This window comes from Planomonospora antibiotica, from assembly GCF_014647955.1.
GTDB lineage: Bacteria > Actinomycetota > Actinomycetes > Streptosporangiales > Streptosporangiaceae > Planomonospora > Planomonospora parontospora.
In genome coordinates, this window is sequence record NZ_BMQE01000017.1 from 17849 (window position 1) to 39383 (window position 21535).

At 74.1% G+C, this 21535-nt stretch carries 17 protein-coding genes and 1 pseudogene; 10 read left to right on the forward strand and 8 right to left on the reverse strand.

Annotated elements, in window-relative coordinates:
- Positions 1–29: 29 nt before the first annotated feature.
- Together IEZ06_RS17265 and IEZ06_RS17270 are read right to left on the reverse strand one after the other, a co-directional pair.
- Positions 30–935 (reverse strand): phosphotransferase enzyme family protein, encoded by a 906-nt coding sequence (locus tag IEZ06_RS17265; RefSeq protein WP_189237732.1) that lies wholly within the window; start codon positions 933–935, stop codon positions 30–32.
- Positions 932–2371, reverse strand: a complete 1440-nt coding sequence (locus IEZ06_RS17270) for an NsdA family TPR-like regulatory protein (RefSeq protein WP_189237733.1) — start codon at positions 2369–2371, stop codon at positions 932–934. The genes IEZ06_RS17265 and IEZ06_RS17270 overlap by 4 nt, the downstream gene beginning before the upstream one ends.
- A 232-nt stretch (positions 2372–2603) precedes the next feature.
- Here IEZ06_RS17270 and IEZ06_RS17275 point away from each other — a divergent pair, with 232 nt between their 5' ends.
- Positions 2604–2888: a hypothetical protein gene (locus IEZ06_RS17275; protein ID WP_068903509.1), complete on the forward strand. Its 285-nt coding sequence runs from the start codon at positions 2604–2606 to the stop codon at positions 2886–2888.
- A 226-nt stretch (positions 2889–3114) separates the two neighbouring features.
- On the opposite strand, the gene IEZ06_RS17280 is transcribed toward IEZ06_RS17275, so the two are convergent.
- Positions 3115–4440, reverse strand: coding sequence for an FAD-dependent oxidoreductase (locus IEZ06_RS17280; protein WP_189237734.1), 1326 nt, complete (start codon positions 4438–4440; stop codon positions 3115–3117).
- A gap of 87 nt (positions 4441–4527) precedes the next feature.
- Between IEZ06_RS17280 and IEZ06_RS17285 the strand changes: the two genes are divergently transcribed.
- The 4 genes from IEZ06_RS17285 to IEZ06_RS17305 all read left to right on the forward strand — a co-directional run bounded on the left by IEZ06_RS17285 (position 4528) and on the right by IEZ06_RS17305 (position 9733).
- Entirely contained in the window at positions 4528–5151 is a 624-nt protein-coding gene (locus IEZ06_RS17285) for a TetR/AcrR family transcriptional regulator (protein ID WP_189237735.1), read from the forward strand.
- Positions 5152–5172: 21 nt separating this feature from the next.
- Positions 5173–6162: a ketopantoate reductase family protein gene (locus tag IEZ06_RS17290; protein WP_189237736.1), complete on the forward strand. Its 990-nt coding sequence runs from the start codon at positions 5173–5175 to the stop codon at positions 6160–6162.
- A gap of 371 nt (positions 6163–6533) precedes the next feature.
- Complete coding sequence (locus IEZ06_RS17295; RefSeq protein WP_189237737.1) at positions 6534–7757, forward strand: GAF domain-containing sensor histidine kinase; 1224 nt, start codon at positions 6534–6536, stop codon at positions 7755–7757.
- 704 nt (positions 7758–8461) lie between these two features.
- The gene (locus IEZ06_RS17305; protein WP_189237846.1) at positions 8462–9733 is read left to right on the forward strand and encodes a hypothetical protein; all 1272 of its coding nucleotides are present in this window, start codon (positions 8462–8464) and stop codon (positions 9731–9733) included.
- Between the two features lie 84 nt (positions 9734–9817).
- Here IEZ06_RS17305 and IEZ06_RS37200 read toward each other — a convergent pair whose 3' ends face one another.
- From IEZ06_RS37200 to IEZ06_RS17315, 3 genes and pseudogenes are all read right to left on the reverse strand, one after another.
- On the reverse strand, positions 9818–10600 hold the full coding sequence (locus IEZ06_RS37200; RefSeq protein WP_308427669.1) for an ATP-binding protein: 783 nt from the start codon (positions 10598–10600) through the stop codon (positions 9818–9820).
- A pseudogene (locus tag IEZ06_RS37205) lies at positions 10598–11179 on the reverse strand (AAA family ATPase); the annotation flags it as partial. The gene IEZ06_RS37200 and the pseudogene IEZ06_RS37205, both read right to left, overlap by 3 nt.
- 343 nt (positions 11180–11522) lie before the next feature.
- A complete protein-coding gene (locus IEZ06_RS17315; protein ID WP_189237739.1) occupies positions 11523–12887 on the reverse strand; it encodes an APC family permease in 1365 nt (454 codons plus the stop codon).
- A 157-nt stretch (positions 12888–13044) separates the two neighbouring features.
- On the opposite strand from IEZ06_RS17315, the gene IEZ06_RS17320 reads away from it, so the two are divergent.
- Both IEZ06_RS17320 and IEZ06_RS17325 read left to right on the forward strand, forming a co-directional pair.
- A complete protein-coding gene (locus tag IEZ06_RS17320; protein ID WP_189237740.1) occupies positions 13045–13431 on the forward strand; it encodes a DUF8711 family protein in 387 nt (128 codons plus the stop codon).
- A gap of 279 nt (positions 13432–13710) precedes the next feature.
- Positions 13711–14277: a ricin-type beta-trefoil lectin domain protein gene (locus IEZ06_RS17325; RefSeq protein ID WP_189237741.1), complete on the forward strand. Its 567-nt coding sequence runs from the start codon at positions 13711–13713 to the stop codon at positions 14275–14277.
- A 21-nt stretch (positions 14278–14298) separates the two neighbouring features.
- On the opposite strand, the gene IEZ06_RS17330 is transcribed toward IEZ06_RS17325, so the two are convergent.
- Complete coding sequence (locus tag IEZ06_RS17330; protein WP_189237742.1) at positions 14299–15411, reverse strand: glycosyltransferase family 4 protein; 1113 nt, start codon at positions 15409–15411, stop codon at positions 14299–14301.
- A 35-nt stretch (positions 15412–15446) separates the two neighbouring features.
- Here IEZ06_RS17330 and IEZ06_RS17335 point away from each other — a divergent pair, with 35 nt between their 5' ends.
- From IEZ06_RS17335 to IEZ06_RS17345, 3 genes are all read left to right on the forward strand, one after another.
- Positions 15447–16280, forward strand: a complete 834-nt coding sequence (locus IEZ06_RS17335; RefSeq protein ID WP_229798279.1) for a PIG-L deacetylase family protein — start codon at positions 15447–15449, stop codon at positions 16278–16280.
- A 34-nt stretch (positions 16281–16314) separates the two neighbouring features.
- Entirely contained in the window at positions 16315–17376 is a 1062-nt protein-coding gene (locus IEZ06_RS17340; RefSeq protein WP_189237743.1) for a lysylphosphatidylglycerol synthase transmembrane domain-containing protein, read from the forward strand.
- A gap of 105 nt (positions 17377–17481) precedes the next feature.
- Entirely contained in the window at positions 17482–20877 is a 3396-nt protein-coding gene (locus IEZ06_RS17345; protein WP_229798280.1) for an ATP-binding protein, read from the forward strand.
- A 113-nt stretch (positions 20878–20990) separates the two neighbouring features.
- Here the strand turns inward: IEZ06_RS17345 and IEZ06_RS17350 are convergent, their stop codons facing one another.
- Positions 20991–21509 carry a hypothetical protein gene (locus IEZ06_RS17350; RefSeq protein ID WP_189237744.1) on the reverse strand — a complete coding sequence of 173 codons (519 nt, stop codon included), beginning with the start codon at positions 21507–21509 and terminating at the stop codon, positions 20991–20993.
- Positions 21510–21535 lie beyond the last annotated feature (26 nt).

The window sequence follows — 21535 nt, forward strand, 5'->3', positions numbered from 1 at the left end:
GGCATCGATCTGCCCCCAAATGAAGATCTTTATGGGGAGACAGTAACGGGTTCGGCCATGTACCACCGGGCGTTCTTCTCACCTCGCGCGAGCGAGTCGAGGCGGCGGGGCAGCTCCCTGCGGGAGAAGGGATCGGCGGCGGCGTTGCGGATGTGGATGCCCACGGCGTACATGTCCCGCACCTCCATCAGCGTGGAGTAGCCCGGCCACGACCTCAGGTCGCTGCCGTAGGCGTCGGCGAAGGCGTCCACGTCGGCCGAGGTCAGCCCGAAGCGGCGCTGCCCGTGGTAGGTGTGGACCAGGTCCCACTCCCGTGGCCCGACCGCCACGCCGTCCCAGTCGCACAGGACCACGTGGCCGTCGGCGCAGCGGAGCAGGTTGTCGATCCAGGCGTCGCCGTGCAGCAGCACCGGCGGGCGGTCGGTGTCGAGGTCGGTCCAGCGGTCGGTCAGCTCCGCGATGCGCTCGCCCAGCCAGGCGCGCTGCCCGGAGGTGAGCACCGCCGAGCGGCTCACCGCCCCGCGCACCTCCGCCAGCGGGTCGGCGAACCGCTTCAGCGGATGCGGCGGCACCGGCAGCCGGTGCAGGCTGCGCAGGATCTCGCCGAGCTCCGTGGTGGTGGGCCGGCCGCTGGCCGGGACGTAGTGCCAGAACGTGACGACCCGGCCGCCGTGCTCCACCGGCTGTTCGGAGATCTCGTCGGCCGGGCGCACCGCCGGGAACCCCTGCCCCTCCAGCCACCGGGCCACCGCGAGCACCACCGGCAGCCGGGCCCGCGCACCCGGGGCGGTGGCGATCCGCACCACGATCTCGCTGCGCAGCTTGAAGACCGCATTGCTGCGCACGCGCAGCAGCCGCGCGCCGCGGTGGTCGATCCCCATCCCGTCGCAGACCTCCCGCAGGATCGCGAACGCCTCCGCGGCGAGTGCGCTCATGAGCCCGCCCGGGAGGTGTCGGCGAGCAGGTCCGCCAGCCGGCGCACCGCCGGCGCCTTCCGCAGCCCCGGCCGGATCACCGACAGCAGCGCCCGGGCCCGGTCCACCACGATCGAGGTGCGGTGCTCCGGCGGCACCTGGAGCAGGGCCTTCTCCGCCAGCCGGCAGCCCTCCTCCTCCTGGCCGTCGCGCACCCGGTGCGCGGCCTGGTCGAGCAGGATCAGCACCGGGTCGATGGTGTAGGGGCCGGAGGGACCGGGTGCCCAGTCGACCTCCTCCCCCAGCTCGATCAGCGTGCCGATCCGGTAGAACTGCAGCCTCCGCTCGGAGAAGCGGAACGCCAGGTGGTCGTGGCCCTCCGGGGGCATCCTGGCGAAGATCTGCTCGGCCTCGGCCAGCGCGACCCGGGCCGCCTTGTGCTCGCCCATCCTGGCCAGCGCCCGCGCCTCGGCCGCCGCGCCGAGCGCCGCCGGGGAGCTGGGAGCGTTCCCGGCCAGCATCCTGGCCTCGCGGGCCAGCCGGACCGCCTCGGTCAGGTCGCCGTAGTAGTAGGGCAGCATCGCCTCCTGGGCCCGGACCAGGGCGCGCAGCCGCAGGTCGCCCATGTCGTCGGAGGCGCTGCGGGCGGTGCCGTACCAGGCGTGGGCCTGGCGGGTGTCGCCGAGCTTCATCAGCGCGTCCGCCGAGAGCAGCGCGAGCATCACGGTGGCGTTGAGCAGCCGACGCTGGAACATCGCGGGCTGCCGGGCGGCGACCAGCGTCCGCACGTCCGACAGCTCCAGCGTCAGCCGGTAGAGCATCGGCAGCGGCGCGCTGGTGATGTACTCGCGCCGGTAGCGGACCACCTGCTCGTCGAGCCGGTCGAGCTGCTCCTCGGTCACGCTCGACACCGCCAGCGTGCGGTCGAGGTCCTGGCGGGCCCGCTCGACCTCGGCCATCAGCCGGCCGCTCATCGCGAAGCGCGAGCCGAGCAGCGCGTGGTGGAACAGCGCGCGCCGCTCGGTGTCGTCGTCACCGCGGCCCGCGGTCTCGTGCAGCGTGCGGGCCTCGCCGCCGGCGACCACCACCACCTTGGCGCCGTCCGCGCCGTCCTCGGCGTAGTCGCCGGCCAGGCCGAGCCGTACGGCGTTGGCGCGGTAGAGCCGCGCGAGCAGCTCGATGGTCTGCGGACGGGGGCGGGCGCGGTGGTTCTCCCAGGCGTTGAGCAGGTCGATGCTGGCCCTGGCCTCGCCGAGGCCCTGGCGCTCGCACAGCTCCTCCAGCTCGCGCACCGCCTCCCTGGCCGACCACCCGCGGGCCAGCCGGTGCGCCTTGAGCAGGCTCACCCCGCAGCAGCCGTGGATCGCCTGCGCGGTCTGCCACGGAGTCCACTGCCGGGACTCCGCCTGCTCCCGCCAGCGTCTGGCGCAGGCGGGCGAATGTTCCCCTCGGGCCACGGCGCCCCTCCCGGTCGCTGTTCGCACAACATTAACGAGGGCGCACCGCAGAGTAATCAGACCTGTGCACCACAGTTCCTTTACCCGTGGTTTCCGCGCGGAATACCGGCGGGTTCCTCAGGTAATCCACGGTTCCGCCCTCCTTCCGGGGAACGAAACCGATTGCCGTTCTGCCCTCCAGGCCGCACCCTGCGGGAAAGAGAGCCACCAGCGCCTGTCGGGGGTGATCCGGATGACGACTGACCGGGGCGAGGCAGTCGACCATTTGCGGCGTCTCGCCGCCCAACTGGAGGCGCAGTCCTTCCGTACGCGCCTGCAGACGCGGGAGGGGCCCTCCCCGCGCCTGCACGTGATCAATCCGATGGCCCCGGCCAGGACCGAGGACGTGCTCGCCGCCCACGAGGAGGACGGCGAATGGTGGTTCTGGCTCTCCTGGGCGGGGCGCATCGGGCACGCCGAGGACGTCGCCACGGCGGCCGAGCGGGTCGTGAGCGTGCTGCAGGTGATCCGGAGATAGGTGTTTCTTGGGTGGCACATGGGTAACACCCGTGATCAAGAGCAGAAAGGAGCGGCACGTGAAAAGGACCCAGATCATCCAGCGCCCGCGTCCGCCGCGCAAGCCGGTGTCGCTCGACCTCCGGACGCCGTCCGGCCGGGTGCTCCCTTTCTGAGGGGGCTCCGGCCCGGCGCGGCCCGTCACCCCAGTGCCCCGGGGTCCGGTGCCCGCCGGTCCGGGGGCACCGTCAGTCCAGCGCCCGGGAGAGGTCTTCGGCGTAGAGCCAGCCGGTCGTCCTCTCGTAGAAGTGCCGGAGGACCAGCGGCATGATCAGCTCGTTCATCCGGCGGCCGACCGGGCCCGCCGTCTTGGCGTCGCGGTTGGCGCTCGCGGCCCTGGCCATCTTCGTCAGGCGGGCACGCCGCTCGCGGTCGTAGCGGGCCAGCGCGGCGGCCACGGCGCCCTCACGCGCTCCACCACCGCTTCCACTCCCACGGCCCTCAGCCCCACGATCCGCACGGATCTCCTCCCGCAGTGCCCGGCCGAGGACGACGGCGTCCTCGATCGCCATGGACGCGCCCTGGCCGGCGCCCACGGGATGCGCGGCGTCGCCCACCAGCACCGTCCGGCCGTCCTGCCAGAGCGGCACCTCGGCCAGCACGTGCTGGAGCACGAGCCGGTGGAGCCCGGTCGTCGCCCGCATGATCTCCAGGGGGACCCGCTCCGAGCGGTAGAGCTCGGCCAGCCGCTCCAGGCCGATCTCCGAGGGCTCCCGGGCGCCGGCGATCTGCGCCGACCACCAGATCGTCCCGTCCGGGCGGACGATGTGGACGAAGGCCCCGTTGCGGGCGAAGGTCATGTTGAACGTCCCCGGTTCGGTCGCGGCGCTCCGCGGCACCCCCTCCGACACCCCGGAGACGCCGTAGAGGCCGGCGTAGCGCGGCACCGGGGCCGCCGGGTCCAGCGCCCGGCGGACGGCCGACCAGATCCCGTCCGCCCCGACCACCAGGTCCGCCCCCTCGAGGACCGCCTCCGTGAGGGGGCCGCCCGCCGGAGAGCCGCTCACGGGAGCCTGCCCGGCCAGGGCTCCCCCGGCCAGGGCGGTCCCGGCTGAGGAACTCCCGGCCGAGGCGCTCTCCGCCGAGGTCCTCACCGCCGGGACGCCCCCTGCCGGGACGCCCCCCGCCTCCGGCTCGAACCGCCGGCCCGTGACGATCTCCGCTCCCGCACGCGATGCCGCGGCGCGCAGCTCCTCGACCAGATGGCCCCGCATCAGCGTCACGCTGTTGCGCGGGTCGCCCGACCGGCGTCCGCGGGGCACGTCGCCGAGCAGCCGCCCGGAGGCCCCCCACATCCGCTGGCGCGGCACCTCGAACCCGCGCCCGGCCACGGCCTCCGCGCAGCCCAGCGCGTCGAGCGCGCGCAGCCCGTTGGAGGCGAGGCTCAGGTACGAGCCGATCTCCCCCGCGGGGTCCTCGTACGCCTCGATGACCGTCACCTCGGCCCCCGCCCGCCGCAACGCGATCGCACTCGCCGCCCCGGCCACCCCCGCACCCACCACGACCACCTTCACGACATCTCCCTGAATTTAGATTCACCGAATTCGGATTCAGTATGCGGGTTGCTACGGTCGGAGGTCAAGAAGGGGCGAGGAGGACCTGTGGGAGTGCGCAAGGCGAAGGCGGCCGAGACCGAGGCCGCGTTGAAGGACGCGGCCCGCCGCCTGTTCGCGGAGCGGGGATACGTGAACACGAAGATCACCGACATCACCGCCGCCGCCGGCCGGGCCACCGGCTCCTTCTACGACCACTTCGCGGGCAAGGAGGAGCTGCTCCAGTCGCTCCTGCGGGACATGAACGACCAGGCCGACGCCGAGATCGCCGCCTACGACCACCCCCGCGACCACGACCTGACCGACCGCGCGCAGCTCCGCGACCACCTCGCCGTCGCCTGGACGGTCTTCCGCGACCACCTGCCGGTGGCGGTCGCCCTCCTCCAGTCGGCGATGACCGAGAACCTCGGCTCCGGCCGCGCCTGGGAGAGCCTCGCCGAGGACACCGCCGTCCTCCGCGACCACCTGGAGTACCTCCGGGAGCGGGGGCACCGGCTCCCCGGCGACCCCGTCCTGGTGAGCGCGGCGATGGGCGCGATGCTCTCGATGCTGGCCTACGCGGTGCTCACCTCAGGCGAGAAGGGCCCGCAGGTCACCGACGACCAGGTGGTCGACACCCTCACCGACCTCCTCCTGCACGGCCTGGCGGGCCCCGGGGCCGACCGGTCGTAGCGGTGTGGCAGGATCGCGATCATGCGTTACATCGTGATCGGGGCGGGAGCGGTCGGCGGCACCATCGGGGGACGGCTCTTCCAGGCCGGCCGCGAGGTGCTCCTGGTCGCCCGCGGCGCGCACCGCGACGCGCTCGCCCGCGACGGCCTGCGCCTGCTCACCCCCGAGGGCGAGCACCGGCTCGACGTCCCGGTCGCCGACGGCCCGGTACGGCTCCGCGGCGACGACGTGCTCGTCCTGGCCGTCAAGTCGCAGGACACGGTCGCCGCGCTGGAGCCCTGGCCCCGGCACGCGCCGGTGGTGTGCGCGCAGAACGGGGTCGCCAACGAGCGCATGGCACTGCGGCGCTTCGCGCGGGTGTACGGCATGTGCGTCTGGCTGCCCGCCCTCCACCTCGAACCCGGCACCGTGGCCGCCTACGGCGCCCCGAAGTCCGGCCTGCTCCAGGTCGGCCGCTATCCGGGGGGCACCGACGAGCTGTCGGAGCGTTTCGCCGCCGACCTGTCCGCCAGCGGTTTCCTCGGCCTGGCCGTACCCGACGTGATGCGGTGGAAGTACGCCAAGCTGGTGGGCAACCTGGGCAACGCCTACGACGCGCTCTGCGGGGACTGGACCGGCAGCGACCCGGTGATGGAGCGGGTGTTCGCCGAGGGCAGGGCCGTGCTCGACGCGGCCGGCATCGCCTACGCCTCCATGGAGGAGGAGCGCGGCAGGCGCGGCGACCAGGTCGAGCCCCGGCCGGTCGGCGGGGCCGGACGCGGCGGCGGCTCCTCCTGGCAGAGCCTGGCCAGGTCCAGCGGCTCGATCGAGACCGACTACCTCAACGGCGAGATCGTGCTGCTCGGCCGCGAGCTCGGCGTCCCGACCCCGGCCAACGAGGTCCTGCAGCGCGAGGCCGGCCGCTTCGCCCGCGAGCACCTGCCGCCCGGCTCGATGTCTCCGCAGGAGCTCGCCGCCCTCGTCGACGCCGCCCTCGCCGACCCCGCCTCCGTCCGCACCGCCTCCGCCTGACCCGTCCGGCGCCGGCGGCTCCGGACCCGGCGGCGGGACGGCGGCCGGAGCCGGCGGGACGGGCGCCGCCGAGCGAGGTGCCGCGGTCACCGCCCGGCACCGGTGGAACCGTGACCCCTCCGCCCGCCCGGCCCGATGATCTCAGACGGGCGGCCCTCGCCCCCCGGCCCGGCCCGGTCGTCTCAGACGGGCGGCCCTCGCCCCCCCCCGGCCCGGCCCGGTTGTCTCAGACGGGCGGCCCTCACCCTCCGGCCCCTCAGGGGACCCGGTCTGATCTGGGCTTTTTCCCGGCGCGCCGGGCAGGGCCCCCACTAGACGGGATGACAGCGGGTAGAAGTCCCGGACACGCCACGGCGAGAGAGGGGAACGTGATGGCGCAGGCGCCGGCTCCGGACGACGAGGCCGCCCGGTTGCGGGAGCTCGACCAGCTGGGAGCGCTGGAGGTCATCGCGGAGCCGGTCTTCCAGGCCATCGCCGTCCTCGCCTCCCAGATCTGCCGGGCGCCCATCGCCCTGGTCAACCTGCTCGGCCGCGACCGGCAGTACTTCAAGGGGCACGTCGGCGTCAGCTCCGTCAGCATGGACCGGCGGGTGACCTTCTGCCCCTACACCGCCACCACCCGGCAGACGCTGGAGGTGCCCGACGCGCTGGCCGATCCGCGCTTCCGCGACGACCCCATCGTGACCGGGGACCCGTACGTGCGCTTCTACGCGGGCGCGCCGATGGTCAACAGCCGTGACGTCGTCCTGGGCGTGGTGTGCGTGTTCGACCACCGGCCGCGCCGTCTCGCCGCGGAGCGCCTCCAGGCCCTGGAGACCCTGGCCCTCTGCGCCGTCGGCATGCTGGAACTGCGCCACCACGCCCGCCAGGCCGAACGGGTCATGGCCCGGCTGCGCGAGCTGGAGGAGCTCAAGCACCAGTTCCTGCGCACCGTCAACCACGAGCTGCGCACCCCGCTGACCTCCATCCGCAGCTATCTCCAGCTGCTCCAGGAGGGCGGGCTGGACCCGGAGACCGAGCAGCGGTTCATGCAGGTGATCGAGCGCAACGGCGACCGCATCCTCGATCTGGTCGACGGGCTTCTCCTGATGGCCAGCCTGAACGCCCGGACCGCGATCTTCCATCCGGCCCCGACCGACCTGGCCGAACTCGCCCGTCAGGCGGTCGCCGAGGCCACCGCCAAGGCGTGGGGCAGCGACCAGTCCCTCACCCTGGACGCCCCGGAACGGCTGGACGTGCTGGCCGACGCCGGGCGGATCCGGCACGTGATGGCCCAGTTGCTGGACAACGCGATCAAGTTCACCCCGTCCGGAGGGCGGGTCACCGTCACGGTGACCGGCGATCCCGTCCCCGCCGTGGAGGTCCGCGACACCGGCATCGGCATCGAGCCGGACCAGCTGGAGCACGTCTTCGACGACTTCTACCGCGCTCCGCAGGCCGAGTACCAGGCGATCGGCGGCACCGGGATCGGCCTGTCCATCGTGGAGAAGGTCATGCGCATGCACGGCGGGAGCGTGCGGATCGCGAGCCGGCCCGGCGAGGGCACCTCCGTGCGCTTCACCCTGCCCGCCGCTCCCCCGGCACCGTCCCCGTAGGATCGCCGGTCCTCATGCCCAGGCCGCCAGGCCGTCCAGGAGCGTTCGATCCTGCGCAGCGCCGGATCCGGCCTGCCGCGCTCGCTGTCCGCGAGGGCCCGTCGCAGGAAGGCGAGCCAGAACCGGAGACAGTGCTCCGCGATCCGGTACCGCTTGTTCTTCGTGTCGGACCGGTCGGAGAGGGGAAGGTCGGCCGCCACCACCCGCTTGGCGATCAGGTTCGCGAGAATCGGGGACAGGGTGCCGGACGGCAACGGCGCCGCGCCTCCCGCATTCGCGGCGATCGCGCTGAAGGTGCGTTCCCCGGCCCCGATGGTCTCCAGCACGGCCCGGGCATGGGTCGCCGACGGGAACTCCCCGAGCAGGGACAACTCCCCCGCCGCGAGGAGGGGGGACAGGGGGTTGGCGAGACTCGCCCGCAGGAAAGCGGTCCTGTCCATGCCTCGTTCCCAGGAGCGGACCACCTCGGGGAACCCTCCGGTGATGAGCAGGGCGTCCACCGCGTCGGCGGCGGCGAGTCCTGTCATGTCCGCGACGTCGCCGAGGTCGAGCGGCTTCACCGTCATATGGGCGGCCCGGCCGAAGAACGGCCGGCCGTACTCCTGCAGGGCCTCCATCACCGACAGGTCACTGCCGACCAGGAGGAGCAGGATCGGGCGGCCGGACAGGTGCCTGAGAGGGGTGCCGCTGGGAAGATGCCGGGCATGGTGGGCGTGCGGGTGGTGGCGGTCGCGGTCGTCGGAGTGTTCCTGGTCGCGGGGTGCGGTGCGGGCCGTACGGCGCCGCCCTCTCCGCCCGCGCCGGACCGGATGACGGCGACCCTGCCCGCCCCCGCGCCGAGCCGTACGGCCTCCGCGGGCGCGACGCCCGCCGAGGACGCCCGGAGCACCGGAGCCGCCGGGGACCCCGGGGACCCCGGGGACGCGGTGGTGGCGCCGGAGTGGCGGGCCGTGCCGGGGGCGGAGCTGGAGGGCGCCGCCGCGCTCGTCGACGTGGCGGTCGCCGGGCCGCGGGACGTGTGGGCGGTCGGCTACCAGGCGAGCGCCGAGGACCGGGAGGGCTCGCCCGCCGTCGTGCGGTGGGACGGGGGCCGGTGGCGCGAGGTCCCGCTGGACGGCGGGCACGGGCTCTTCCGCGTGGAGGCCGTGAGCGCGGGCGGACCGGACGACGTGTGGGTCGCCGGCAACGGCGAGGTCGCCGTCGCCGGGCGCTGGAACGGCCGGGCCTGGAGGTGGGAGCGGCCGTTCGGGGTGGCGCAGGACTACCGCCTGGCCGACGTGGCGGTGGCCGGGGACCGGGTGTGGCTGGCCGCGAACGGCCCGGCGGGAGCGGTGGTCGTGGAGTGGGACGGCGAGACGTTCCGCACCGCCCACCGGGCGGACGGGACCGTCCGCGCGATCACCGCGCGGGCGGGCCGGGTCTGGGCCGTGGGCCACCGCGACGGCGGGCCGGTGGCCTGGCTCGGCTCCGGTGCCCCTTCCTCCCCCGTGTGGGAGGAGACCGAACTGCCCGCGATCCCCGGCGGGCGGCTCGGCCGCGTCTGGCAGGTCTCGCCGTCCGAGGCGTGGGCGGTGGGCGAGATCGCCCCCGGTCCGGTGGACGTCTACGGCCGCAGAGCGGGGGAGCCGCTGGTCCTGCGCTGGGACGGGTCGCGCTGGACGCGGTCGCCGGTCCCGGTCGCGCGGGGCGCGCTGCACGGCGTCACGGCGTTCGACGGCGGCGACGTCTGGGCGTCCGGGACCGACGCGGCCCACCCCGGCCAGGCGCTCCTGCTCCGCTTCGACGGCACGCGGTGGAGCGCCGGGTACGGCCCCCGCCTCCGGGCCCGCGAAGAGGAGCCGCGCTACGACGTCTCCGCCGACGTCGGACGGACCGGCATCGCCAGGGTTCCGGGCACCGGCACGCTCTGGGCGGTGGGCTCGGTGGGCTGGGGCGACGACGAGGACGATTTCGTCCTGCGCCGGGCATCCCGCTGAGCACCGCGCCGCCCACCCGTCCGGCGGCTTCCCGCCGAGACCGGCCCTCGGTCCCCGGGCCGGGCCACCTCGCTCAGGGCGCGGCTACCTGTACGCGGGTGGGGAGAAGATGTCGGCGGCCGTGACGGACAGGACGTCGGCGTCCGCGTTGGTGACGCTCTCCCTGGCGCATACCGCATAGCGCAGATCATCCGGATCCGCCGCCAGGTGCGTCGCCTTCGCCGCGAGACCCGCCCTGATCCGGGCCGCGTTCACCTTCCTGTCCCATTTGGCCTCGCCCACCAGGATGGGCGTTCTCGACCTCCCGCTGAGCGCCACCGCGTCGATCTGGTGCTGTCCGTCGCCGCGCCACCAGGGGCCGACCGCGACCACCTCGGGCCCGATCTCGGCGGCCCGCAGGCGCAGGTGGTCGCGGAACGCCTCCTCCCACACGCCTCCCATGTGGTCGTCCAGCGATGCCGTCAGCACCGGCAGGACGGTCTCCCCGAGACCCCGGTCGATCTCCGGCAGCACCCGGGAGAGGGTTCCCAGGTAGAAGGCGAGGAAGTTGTCGGTGATGCGGTAGACCTTCCGGCGGGTCCGCGCCGACTCGGTGACCGGCTGGATCCTCTCCACCAAGCGGAGGGTCAGCAGATCGTTGAGGGTGCGGGTGGGGTCCGTGCCGATCGCGTCGGCGATCTCGTTGTGCTTGGTGCAGCCTTCGGCGATGGCCTGCAAGGCGGCGGCGAGGTGCGCTCCCTGCCCCGCCTCCGTGGCGAGGACCAGGTCTCCTTCACGGATCATCTTCGCGTCGGGACGGCAGGCGAGTCTCCTGATGTTGTCCTCGATCGAGAGCTCCTGACGCCACCACGACAGGTAGAGAGGCATCCCGCCGAGGATCCCGTAGACCAGTGCCCGGTCCGAAGGGGTCAGGTCCGGCAGCATCTCCGCCGCCTCGTGGGGGCGGAACGGGTGGAGCTGCATCGTCAGGTCGAACCGCCCGTAGAGCGGCGCGCGGTACTCCTGGATCGCACGCATCGTGCGGACGGCCGACCCGCACAGGATGATCCGGAGCTTGGTCCGCCCATGCGCGTGGTCGAGAAAGGCGCGGAGGACGCCTTCCAGCTCGGGCGCCCGGCCGATCATCTCGGGGAACTCGTCCAGCACCAGGAGAAGGGGCTCGTCCTCCGCCTCGCGGCCGAGGTGGTCGAGCGCTTCATCCCAGTTGCCGAAAGGACGCGAGACCAGGTCACGGGTGGAGGACGGCGCGTTGGCGGCGACGCGGTGGGAGAGCGCCTCCAGCTCGCGGCGGGGCGCACGGTTCCCCCCCGTGTGGAAGACCGCCCGCTTGCCCTCGGCGAACTCCTGCAGCAACGCCGTCTTCCCCACCCGGCGGCGGCCCCAGAGCAGAGCGGGCCGGGCGTCCACCTCCTCCCACCACTCCCGCAGGGCCGCCAACTGCTCTTCACGTCCAACGAAAGCCGTGGGACAACGCTAACCGATATCGATGTCACCGACATCGACGTCGCCGACATGGATGTCGGCGACGTCGATGTCGGTTTTTCCTGGGGTCAGTGGCGCCCGTACCGAAGAGGCCATCGCACGAAGTTCACAGAGCGCCCGTTTCGAGACAAAGAATCCCGAGGGATGGACGAAACAGTCGGTGGGCTGACGTAACCTCCCTACTCTGACAAAAGGGAGTAGGGGATGAAAAAGGAGCAAATCACACAGAAGCCTCGGCCGCCCCGGCGGCCCGATCCGCTCGACCTCCGCACGCCCTCAGGGCGGCGGCTGCCGTTCTGACCCGGGCTCAGGACGGTGACCGCCGTTCCGATCCGGGCCGGAGACCGCCCCCACCGCCCATGAAGAGCCGGTTCACCAGCCACAGGACCGCGCCGACGCCCAGCAGCAGGCCCGCTCGGGCGTACACGTCGGCGCCGCGGCCGGTGACGGGCAGCGCCAGCACGAGGCAGACCACCGCGCCCAGCGCCGGCATCCAGCTCGGCGCCCGGAAGTGGTCGTGCGCCACAGGGTCCCTCCGCAGGACCAGCACCGCCACGTTCACCATCGTGAACACGCACAGCAGCAGGAGCACCGTGGTGTCAGCCAGGCCCGCCACGTCCCCGGTGGCGACGAGCACCGCCGCGACGGCCACGGTGAACAGGATGGCCACCCAGGGAGTGGCACGCCGGGGGTGGACCACCGCGAAGGCCCCGGGCACGATGCCCTCGCGCGCCATGCCGTACACCAGGCGCGAGGCCATGATCATGTTGATCAGCGCGGTGTTCCCCACCGCCAGCAGCGCGATCAGCGCGAAGAGCTTGGGAGGGAAGGCCAGGCCCGCGACCCTGACGACCTCCAGGAGCGGGCCGGTCGAGGCCACCAGCGTCTCCGTCTCCACCAGCATGGTCGCGGTGAACGCGACCGCCATGTAGATCACCGTCGCGGCCGCCAGCCCGCCGAAGAGCGCCCGCGGGAAGTCGCGCGCCGGATCCTTCGCCTCCTCGGCGAGGTTGACCGAGTCCTCGAAGCCGAGCAGCGCGTAGAAGGCCAGGGCCGTGCCCCCCAGCACGCCCATGAAGGCGCCGTGCTCCGGATGGAACTCCAGCGCCCGGGAGGGCTCGCCCTCGCCGGTGAGCAGGGCGTAGACGCCGATCGCGACGATGACCAGCAGGCCGAACGCCTCGATGACCGTCAGGACCACGTTGACCTTGACCGACTCGGAGATGCCCGCCAGGTTCACCAGCGTCACCAGCGCCAGGAACCCGAACGCGCCGACGACGGTCGGCAGCGTCACGAACTCACCGAGATAGGACCCGCCGAAGGCCCGCGCCGCCGCGCTCGCCGAGGTGACCCCGCTCATCATCACCGCGAAGGCCACCAGGAACGTGACGAACGGGATGCCGAACGCCCGGTTGGCGTAGAGCGCGGCCCCGGCCGCCTTCGGGTACTTCCCGACGAGCTCGGCGTAGGCGGTCGCGGTCAGCGCGGCCAGCACGAAGGCCACCAGGAAGGGCAGCCAGAGCGCCCCGCCGGCGTGCCCGGCCACCTTCCCCACCAGCGCGTAGATCCCCGCGCCCAGGATGTCGCCCACCACGAAGAGCAGCAGCGTCCGGCGCCCGATCACCCGCTTCAGGGAGTGCGGGGCGGCGGGACCAGCGGTCGTCTCGGCCATGCGCTCCCACTACCCGCGACCCGGCCGGGATCACGCCCGAGATCACGTCCGGAACCACGGCCGCCCCGGGAGCCACCCGTGTAAGCGGCGTGTAAGTGATCCGCAAGGAGGGGTGCCTAGAGTTCCACTCGTCACAGATTGCAGTGAAAGGCAAACAATGTTCTCCCTCCTCTCCTCCCGCCGCATCGCCGTAGCCGCCGCGGGGGCCGCACTCCTCTCCATGACCGCCGCCTGCGGCGGCGCCGCCAACGCCGAGGTGTGCACCGAGGCCCAAAGCCTTCTGAGCAGCTCCACCACCACCCTGACCTCCGCGGGCGCCGACCCCGCCAAGTTCAACGCGGCGACCAAGAAGGTCGCCGACGACTTCAAGGCGCTGGCCGCCAAGACCGACGGCGACCTCGCCACCGCGATCAACGGCTACGCCAGCATCTGGGAGAACATCAAGGTCGACGCCGGCAACCCCGCCGGGCTCGCCACCGCGCTCCAGGACGCCGGCGCGAAGAGCCAGGCGTTCGGCAACGAGCTCACCAAGGCCTGCTCCTAAACAGGATCCTGCGCCTCCTGTGGGGAGGGGGCACAGCCGGGATGCGGCCGCCGTTCCCCCTGCGGGGGGGGCAGGACGGCGCGGCGGCCGCGCCCGACCACGTCCGACCGGCGATCCCCGGCCCGCCACCACGGGCCGGGGGTCGCCGCATTGTCGCGGGTCGCGGACTCCGTACGGCCCCGGCCCGCCGCACCGCCCAGGTCCGGTCGGCGGCCCCTCGGTAGGATGTGCGGTGACTCCCTCCACCGTCGCGCTCCCCCCGGCAGGAGGCGAACGACAGTGAGGAAGCACACCCCGCGTCCGAGGACCGCACTGGTCCTGGCCGCCGTTCTGGCCCTGCCGGCCGTACCGCCGCCCGCCGCGGCGGCTCCGGCCGCCGCGCTGCCCGCCGGCTTCTTCTTCCTCCTCAACTCGGTGAAGAACGCCCAGGGACAGTTCCTCGGGATGGACGCCCACTCGGCCGCCGGGCAGGTCACCGGAAACGTCCACCTGAACCCCGCGAAGACCGGGCGCACCTCCCAGCAGTGGAAGCAGCGCTTTCCGAGGACCGGTTCACAGGGCGTCATCCGGCTGGAGAACCGGCTGACCGGCACCTGCATCGCCGACGCCGTCGGAAACTCTGCCGCGGCCGTCCTGCGGCCGTGTAGCGACCCCACGACCCTGTGGACGGTCTACCACCCCACGTCGAGCAGTTTCGCCTTCGCCCGGACCACCCGCATCACCGGCCCGTTCCCGAACATCCGGGTGTGCCTCGGCAGGTCCGCGGGACGGACGTCCGTGTTCACCCTGCCCTGCAACGACAGTTTCTCCCTGTCCGTGCAGTGGAAGACGGCCAAGGCCACCTGACGGAGCCTCACGGGACCCGGCTCAGCCCCGCAGCGCGCGGGCCTGCTCGTAGCAGCGGTCGAAGCCCTCCAGCACGGCCGGCCACGAGCTGCGGACCGGTTCGGTCCCCCGGTTGTGCGCGGCGATCGACTCGCGCAGCTCCCGGTCGCGGGCCAGCCGGGCCACCGCCGACACCAGCTCCTCGAAGCTCGCGCCGAGCAGTCCCTCCTTGCCGGGGCGGACGAAGTCGGCCACGCCGCTCTCCGTCCGCGCCACCACCGGGACCCCCGCCGCCCGCGCCTCCAGCGCCGCCAGCCCGAACGACTCTCGGGGCGCCGGGGCCACGAACACGTCCGCCGCGGCGAGCAGCTCCCGGATCCGCTCGCGGCTGTAGCGGCCGGGCAGCGACACCCAGCCGGTCATCCCGTTGGACCTCAGGTAGCGCTCCATCTGCGCGCGCGCCGGACCGTCCCCGACGATGGTGGCCCGCAGCGGCACCCCCGCCGGGACCTGCGCCCGCGCCTGCTTCAGCAGCCGGAGCAGCCGGACCGGCTGCTTGCGCGGGGCCAGCCGCCCCACCGCGACCACGTGCACCGCCCCGGTCTCCGGCGCGGGCCGTACGGCGGGCGCCTCCGGGCGCCAGGCGGACAGGTCCAGGCCGTTGGAGACCACGTGCACCGGCACGCCCGGCCCGGCCACCGCCCGGATCGGCCGGGCCGCGGCCTCGCTCACCGCGGTGCCCACCAGCCCCCAGCGCTGCCAGCCGTACAGCGCCCGCAGGCTCCGGTAGATCCCCTGGGTGACCGGGTCCCACATGCTGTGCACGGTCACCACCAGCGGCAGACCGGCGCGCGCGGCGGCGCGCACGCCCATCCAGGCGAACGGTGAGACCGCGCCGGTGTGCACGTGCACCACGTCCGGCCGCCGCGCCGCCATCAGCCGGAGCAGGTGCCCCGTCCCGGCGGGGTGGACCGGCAGGTCGAAGGGGAGGTTCGCGACGGTCCGGTGCACCCCCGGCAGGGGCTCCCCCGGGGTCGCGGTCACCACCTCGGCGTCGTGACCCGCCTCGCGCTGCGTCCGGACCAGATCGGCGACCTGCACCTCGATCCCTCCGAGGCGCGGCAGGTAGCAGTCACTGACGTGGATGATCCTCACGCTGCCAGCGTAGCCCCGCGTGAGATCATGGCCGAGTGCGCGCTTCCACGACCCGCCCGTCCGCCCCCCGCACCGCCGTGTTCTTCCACGCCCACCCCGACGACGAGGCCCTGCTGACCGCGGGCACCATGGCCATGCTCGCCGCCGAGGGCCACCGCGTGGTCCTCGTCGTGGCGACCTCCGGCGAGCGCGGCCAGGCCGACCTCGCGCCCGGCGAGGCGCTCGGCGAGGCCCGGATGGCGGAGCTGTACAAATCGGCCGCCGCGCTCGGCTGCGCCCGCGTGGTGAACCTCGGCTACGGCGACTCCGGGCTGGCCCCCGGCGGCGGGATCGCCGAGGACCGGCCACCGAACGCCTTCATCGACGCCGACGGCGAGGAGGCGGCCCGGCGGCTGGCCGCGATCCTCACCGAGGAGGGGGCCGACCTGCTGACGACCTACGACCCGGCCGGCGGCTACGGCCACCCCGACCACGTGCAGGTGCACCGGGTGGGCGGCCGGGCCGCGCAGATCGCGGGCACCCCGATCGTGCTGGAGGCGACGGTCAACCGCGACCCGCTGCTGCGGGGCCTCAAGCTGGCCCGCCGGTTCTACCCGCAGCTGGACGTGCGGGCCTTCGAGCGGGCCTACTCCCGGGGCGAGGAGATCACCCACCGGGTGAACGTGCGCCGGTTCGCCCGGCAGAAGCGCGCCAGCATGGCCGCCCACGCCACTCAGGCCACCGGGGCCGACACCCGGACCCTGGGCGTGATGCTCAAGGTGCCCGGCCCGCTGTACCGGCTGGTCTTCGGCACCGAGTGGTACGTACGGCGGGATCTGGCGGCCGGCACGAGGCTGAGGCACCCCTTCGAAACTCCTCCCAAAGCATGAGTCCCGTACCGGCACACTTGTTCCGGGAGGGCATATGAAGAACAGATGGGTCCAGATCGGCCTGTCGGTCGCGTCGCTGGGCCTGGCCGCCGCGCTGGTGGTCTTCCTGCCGCAGATCGTGCAGGCGCTGACGGGCAAGACAGTCTCCTGGACGGAGATCGGCGCCCGCTTCGCCGCGCTGAGCTGGCAGGCGGTGGCGCTGATGGCCGTCCTCTGGCTGGCCAGCCTGCTCGCCTACACGTTCGTGCTGACCGCCTCCCTGCCCGGCCTGACCCACCTGCAGGCCCTGACCCTGAACGCGGGCGGCAGCGCGGTGAGCAACCTGCTGCCCTTCGGCGGCGCCGCCGGGGTCGCGCTGACCTTCGCCATGACGAAGGGGTGGGGCTTCCCGGCCCGCGCCGTCGTCGTCTCCACGCTCTCCAGCGGCATCTGGAACACGCTGTTCCGGTTCGTGCTGCCCGCCGTGGGCATCCTGGCGCTGCTGGCCAGCGGCAAGGCGCTCAGCCCCGCCGTCGTCCAGGCGGGCTGGGCCGGAGCCCTGTCCATCCTGGTGCTCGTCTCCGTCGCGGGCGCCGCGCTCTACTGGGACCGCGCCGCCGCCCTGCTCGGCCGCGCCCTCGACGCCCTCGTACGGCTGGCGCCCCCGGCGGTCCGCCCCGGCGAGCACGCCGCCTCGGCCGCCCTGGAGCGGCTGCGCGCCGACACCTCCGCGGTCGTGCGGACCCGCTGGCGCGGGCTGACGCTGGGCATGGTCTCCTTCCTCGGATTCCAGTGGCTGGTCCTGGTCTGCTGCCTGCACGCGACGGGCGCCTATCCGGGCCTGGCCCAGTCGATCGCCGCCTTCGCGCTGTCACGGGTCCTGACCACCGCCCTGGTCACCCCGAGCGGGACCGGGATCATGGAGGCCGGGACCATCGGCGCGCTCGTCTTCTTCGGGGTGCCCGCCGATTCGGCGACCGCCGCCGCACTGCTTTTCGGGTTCTGGACCTACACTGTCGAAATCCCCTTCGGAGGTCTGGCCCTGGGCGCGTGGGCGCTCCTGCGCCGACGCGAGGGCGCCCAGGCGGCGCCCGCCGAGGAGCCGGTCGGCCGTTAGGGGGTGCCCGCGGACCCCGCCCCGGCAGGACCCACCGGCACCCCGGGGTGCCAGTACCTGCCAGATGGGGAAAAACCTTGTGCGCGATTCGAAGGCACGCATAGCGTGACTGCTGACATGGTGGCGTTCCGGGTTCTCGGTCCGGTCGAGGCGTACTCCGGTGACAACGGGGGTGACGACGGGCTCGACCTCGGCGGGCTGCGGCAGCGTGCCGTGCTCGCCCGGCTTCTCGTCGCCCGGGGCCAAGTCGTCCCGGTCGACACCCTGCTGTACGACCTGTGGGACGACGACGCCGCCAAGGGCGCGCAGTCGGGCCTGCAGGTCTACATCTCCCGCCTGCGCCGGGTCCTGGAGCCCGGCCGGCCGCGCGGCGGCCCCAACCGGCTGCTGGTGACCGTCGCCTCCGGTTACGCGCTGCGGGTGGCCCCCGACCAGGTGGACGCGCTCCGCTTCGAGTCGCTGGTCCGCGCCGCCGGGGAGCAACTGGAGGGCGACGACCCCGCCTCCGCCCGGGTCCGGCTGGAGAAGGCCCTGGGCATGTGGCGCGGCACCCCCTATTCCGAGTTCGCCGACCAGCCGTGGGCCGAGGCCGAGGTGAACCGGCTGACCGAGCTGCGGCTGGTCGCCCGCGAGCGGCACGCCGACAGCGGCCTGCGCCTGGGCATGCCGTCGGAGGCCGTGCCCGACCTGGAGGCGCTGACCACCGAGCACCCCCTGCGCGAGGAGGGCTGGCGGCTGCTCGCCCTGGGCCTGTACCGGTGCGGGCGGCAGGGTGACGCGCTGGCCGCGCTGCGCCGGGCCCGCACGATCCTCGCCGACGAGCTGGGCATCGACCCCGGCCCGGCGCTGCGCAAGCTGGAGTCCGACATCCTGTCCCAGGACCCCGGCCTGGAGCTGCCCGTCCCGCAGGGCAGGCAGCGCCCGGTGGTCCCGGCCGACACCTGGCCGCCCCGGCCCGCCGCGCTGGCCCCGGTCGAGCCGCCGCCGCTGGAGCCCGAGCCGTTCGTGGGCCGCGACGCCGAGCTGGAGCGGCTGACCACGGCCGCGGCCAGGACCGGCCGCTTCACCGTCGCGGTGATCAGCGGTGACGCGGGCGCGGGCAAGAGCACGCTGGTCCGCCAGCTCACCATGCGGCTGTCGGCCGACGGCTGGGGCACCGCCTCCGGTGCCTGCCCGGACAGCAGCGCCACCCCGCCGGGCTGGGCCTGGGTGGAGATCCTGCGCACCCTGGTGGGCATGGCGGGTCCCGGCGAGTACGCCCCGCTGCTCGCCCCGCTGCTGGACGACACGGCCCCCGACCCCGACGACGACCAGGCGTCCGGCGGCTTCCGGCTGCACCGGGCGGTGGGCGGCTACATCGCCGCGATCGCGCGCGACACCCCGATCCTGCTCACGCTGGAGGACCTGCACTGGGCCGACGACCAGACGCTGGCGCTGCTGCGCGCGCTGCCGAGCCTGCTGGCCGGGAGCCGGGTGCTGCTGGTGGTCACCTGCCGTGACAGCGAGCTGACCGACCGGCAGGCCGAGGTGCTGGCCGCGCTGGCCCGCCTCGGCCCGGTCCGGGTGGCCCTGTCCGGGCTGGACCCCAAGGCGGTGGCGGAGCTGGTCCGGGCGACCTGCGTGCGCGAGGTGGACGAGGAGGCCGTCGAGAGCATCGTGGAGCGGACCCGCGGCAACCCCTTCTTCGTCCGCGAGACCGTGCGCCTGCTCGACGCCGAGGCGGTCAGCGACCGCGCCACGGCCGCCGAGGTGATCTCCGGGGTGCCGTCCGGCGTGCGCGACGTGCTGCGGCGGCGCATCTCCCGGCTGCCCTCCGCCGCCCAGCAGATCCTGCTGCAGGCCGCGGTGATCGGCCGCGACGTCGACGTGGACGTGCTGGTGGACGTGGCCGGCGACGAGGACGCGGTGGTCGAGGCCGTGGAGGCCGCGCTGCTGGCGGGCCTGGTCACCGAGCCGGGTCCCGGCCGGCTCCGCTTCGACCACGACCTGATGCGCGACACGCTCTACTCCGACGCCTCCCGGCTGCGCCGTTCCCGGCTGCACGCCGCGGTGGCCGCGGTGATCGAGCGCAGGAGCCCCGGGGACGTGGCCGCGCTGGCGCACCACTACGACGCGGCCGGGACCACCGAGACCGCGGTCAAGGCGGTGCACTACGCCGGGCTCGCGGCCGAGCAGGCCGAGCGCCGCTTCGCCCACCGGGAGGCGGCCACCCTCTGGGAGCAGGCCGTCGCCGCCTTCGACCGCTCCGGCGTGACCCAGACCCCGGAGACCGCCCGTGAGCGGCTGCTGCTGACGTTGCGGCTGATCAGGGCGCTGGCCCTGTGCGGGGACATGGCGGCGGCCCGCCGCCACCGGCGCGAGGCGATGGAGGCGGCCCGCCCGCTGGGCGACCTGGAGCTCACCGCCCGGGTCGCCGCCTCGCTGGCCGTACCGCACAAGGGCATGGCCCGCGACTTCACCCGGACCGCGTGGGAGATCGTGGACGTCGCCGAGCGGGCACTGGTGGAGCTGCCCGCCGCCGAGCAGTCGCTGCGGGCCAGCCTGCTGGCCACGGTCGCGCTGGAGCTGGAGGGCTCGGCCACCTCCCGGGGCGAGCAGGCCTCGCTGGAGGCCGAGGAGCTGGCCCGCCGGACCGGCGACCCGGCGCTGCTGGCGACCGCGCTGAGCGGGCGCCTGCGCCAGTCGTACGGCATCGCGCCGGTCGGCGAGCGGGAGGTCATCGGGCGGGAGCTGCTCCAGGTCGGCGAGGCCAGCGGGCAGGTCGCGGTGCAGGCCCTGGCCCACCTGGTGCTGATGGAGTGCTCGGCCGCCTCGGGCGCGTTCGCCGAGGCCGACGCGCACGTCGCGGCGGCCGAGCGGCTGGCCCGGCGGTACGGCCTGCCCGCGCCGGCCGCCGTCGGCGCGTGGTACGCCGGTCAGCGCCTGATGATCGCCGGTGACTTCCCCGGCGCGGAACGGGCCTACCGCGACGCCGCGCGGCTGACCGCCCGGGCCGGGATGCTGGAGGGCCGCCAGGACCTGCCGCTGATCACCACCTTCTGCCTGCGGCTGGTCAACGGCCAGGCCGCGGAGATGGTGGAGCCGCTGGCCGAGGCGCACCAGCGCGGCGCCAAGTGGACGCTGGACGCCTACGCGGTGGCGCTGGCCTCGGCGGGGCACGAGCGCGACGCGCGCGCGGTCATCGCGGTGAAGACGCCGGTGCGGCCGGACTTCCTCTACGAGCTGGCGCTGATCTGGCGGGCGCTGGCGGGCATGCTGCTCGACGACCGGGAGCGGATGGTCGAGGCCTACGACACGCTGAAGCCGTTCTCCGAGCGGATCGCGGGGGCGGGCACCGGCGTGGTCGCGCTCTGGCCGGTCGCGCTGACGCTCGGCGACCTCGCGCTCCGGCTGGGTTTCACCGACGCGGCGCGCTCCTACTACGCCAAGGCGCTGGAGGTGGCCGAGCGGGTCGGCGTGCCCCGCTGGGTCGAGGCGGCGCAGCGCTCCCTGAACGGCTGAACCCGCCCGGCGCGGTCGGGCGGGTCCTGCTTCCCGGGGTCTCCGCAGGGACGGGCGGTCCGGGTCCTGCTTCCCGGGGTCTCCGCAAGGGCGGGCGGTCCGGATCCGCCGGGTCAGCAGCTGACCATGAACTTCTCGCTGCGCAGGGTGGCGCCGCCGTCGACCGAGAGCTTCACCCGGTACAGGCCGGGGTTGCCGACGATCCGGGGCTCCCACTCGGCGGTCCGGCTCGCGCCGGTGAAGCCCGAGCCCGAGGTGAGGTAGGTCCGCCAGGTCCTGGTCGCCGGGCTCCAGCGCTGCAGGCGCCAGCCGTACGACACGGTCTCCTCGGGGTCGGGGTTGCCGATCACGCCGCGCACCCGGTAGGCCCGCTCGCAGCGCCCGCCCGCGGGGACCTCGTCGACGGTCACCGTGCCGGGCTCCGGCGCCCGCTCCGCGGCGGACCTCCCCGCCTGCGCCGACAGGGTCACCGTCCGCACCCGCTCCGTCCCGGCGGCCTCGGCCCGGGCCGGTCCGTCCAGCGACCCCGCCCCCGCGTATAGCGCGGCGAAGACGAGCGTGGCCGACAGCAGTCTCAGGACGGTCGCGGTTCCGCCGGCGACCACCGGTACGACGCTGCTCCGCGGGCTCATGACAGGCACCTCTCCTTCGTTCCACC

Coding starts and splice junctions, on each gene's coding strand:
- IEZ06_RS17265 (WP_189237732.1), bottom strand. CDS start 935: ATGAGCGCACTCGCCGCGGAGGCGTTCGCGATCCTGCGGGAGGTCTGC.
- IEZ06_RS17275 (WP_068903509.1), top strand. CDS start 2,604: ATGACGACTGACCGGGGCGAGGCAGTCGACCATTTGCGGCGTCTCGCC.
- IEZ06_RS17290 (WP_189237736.1), top strand. CDS start 5,173: ATGCGTTACATCGTGATCGGGGCGGGAGCGGTCGGCGGCACCATCGGG.
- IEZ06_RS17295 (WP_189237737.1), top strand. CDS start 6,534: ATGGCGCAGGCGCCGGCTCCGGACGACGAGGCCGCCCGGTTGCGGGAG.
- IEZ06_RS17305 (WP_189237846.1), top strand. CDS start 8,462: ATGGTGGGCGTGCGGGTGGTGGCGGTCGCGGTCGTCGGAGTGTTCCTG.
- IEZ06_RS37200 (WP_308427669.1), bottom strand. CDS start 10,600: ATGCCTCTCTACCTGTCGTGGTGGCGTCAGGAGCTCTCGATCGAGGAC.
- IEZ06_RS17315 (WP_189237739.1), bottom strand. CDS start 12,887: ATGGCCGAGACGACCGCTGGTCCCGCCGCCCCGCACTCCCTGAAGCGG.
- IEZ06_RS17320 (WP_189237740.1), top strand. CDS start 13,045: ATGTTCTCCCTCCTCTCCTCCCGCCGCATCGCCGTAGCCGCCGCGGGG.
- IEZ06_RS17340 (WP_189237743.1), top strand. CDS start 16,315: ATGAAGAACAGATGGGTCCAGATCGGCCTGTCGGTCGCGTCGCTGGGC.
- IEZ06_RS17350 (WP_189237744.1), bottom strand. CDS start 21,509: ATGAGCCCGCGGAGCAGCGTCGTACCGGTGGTCGCCGGCGGAACCGCG.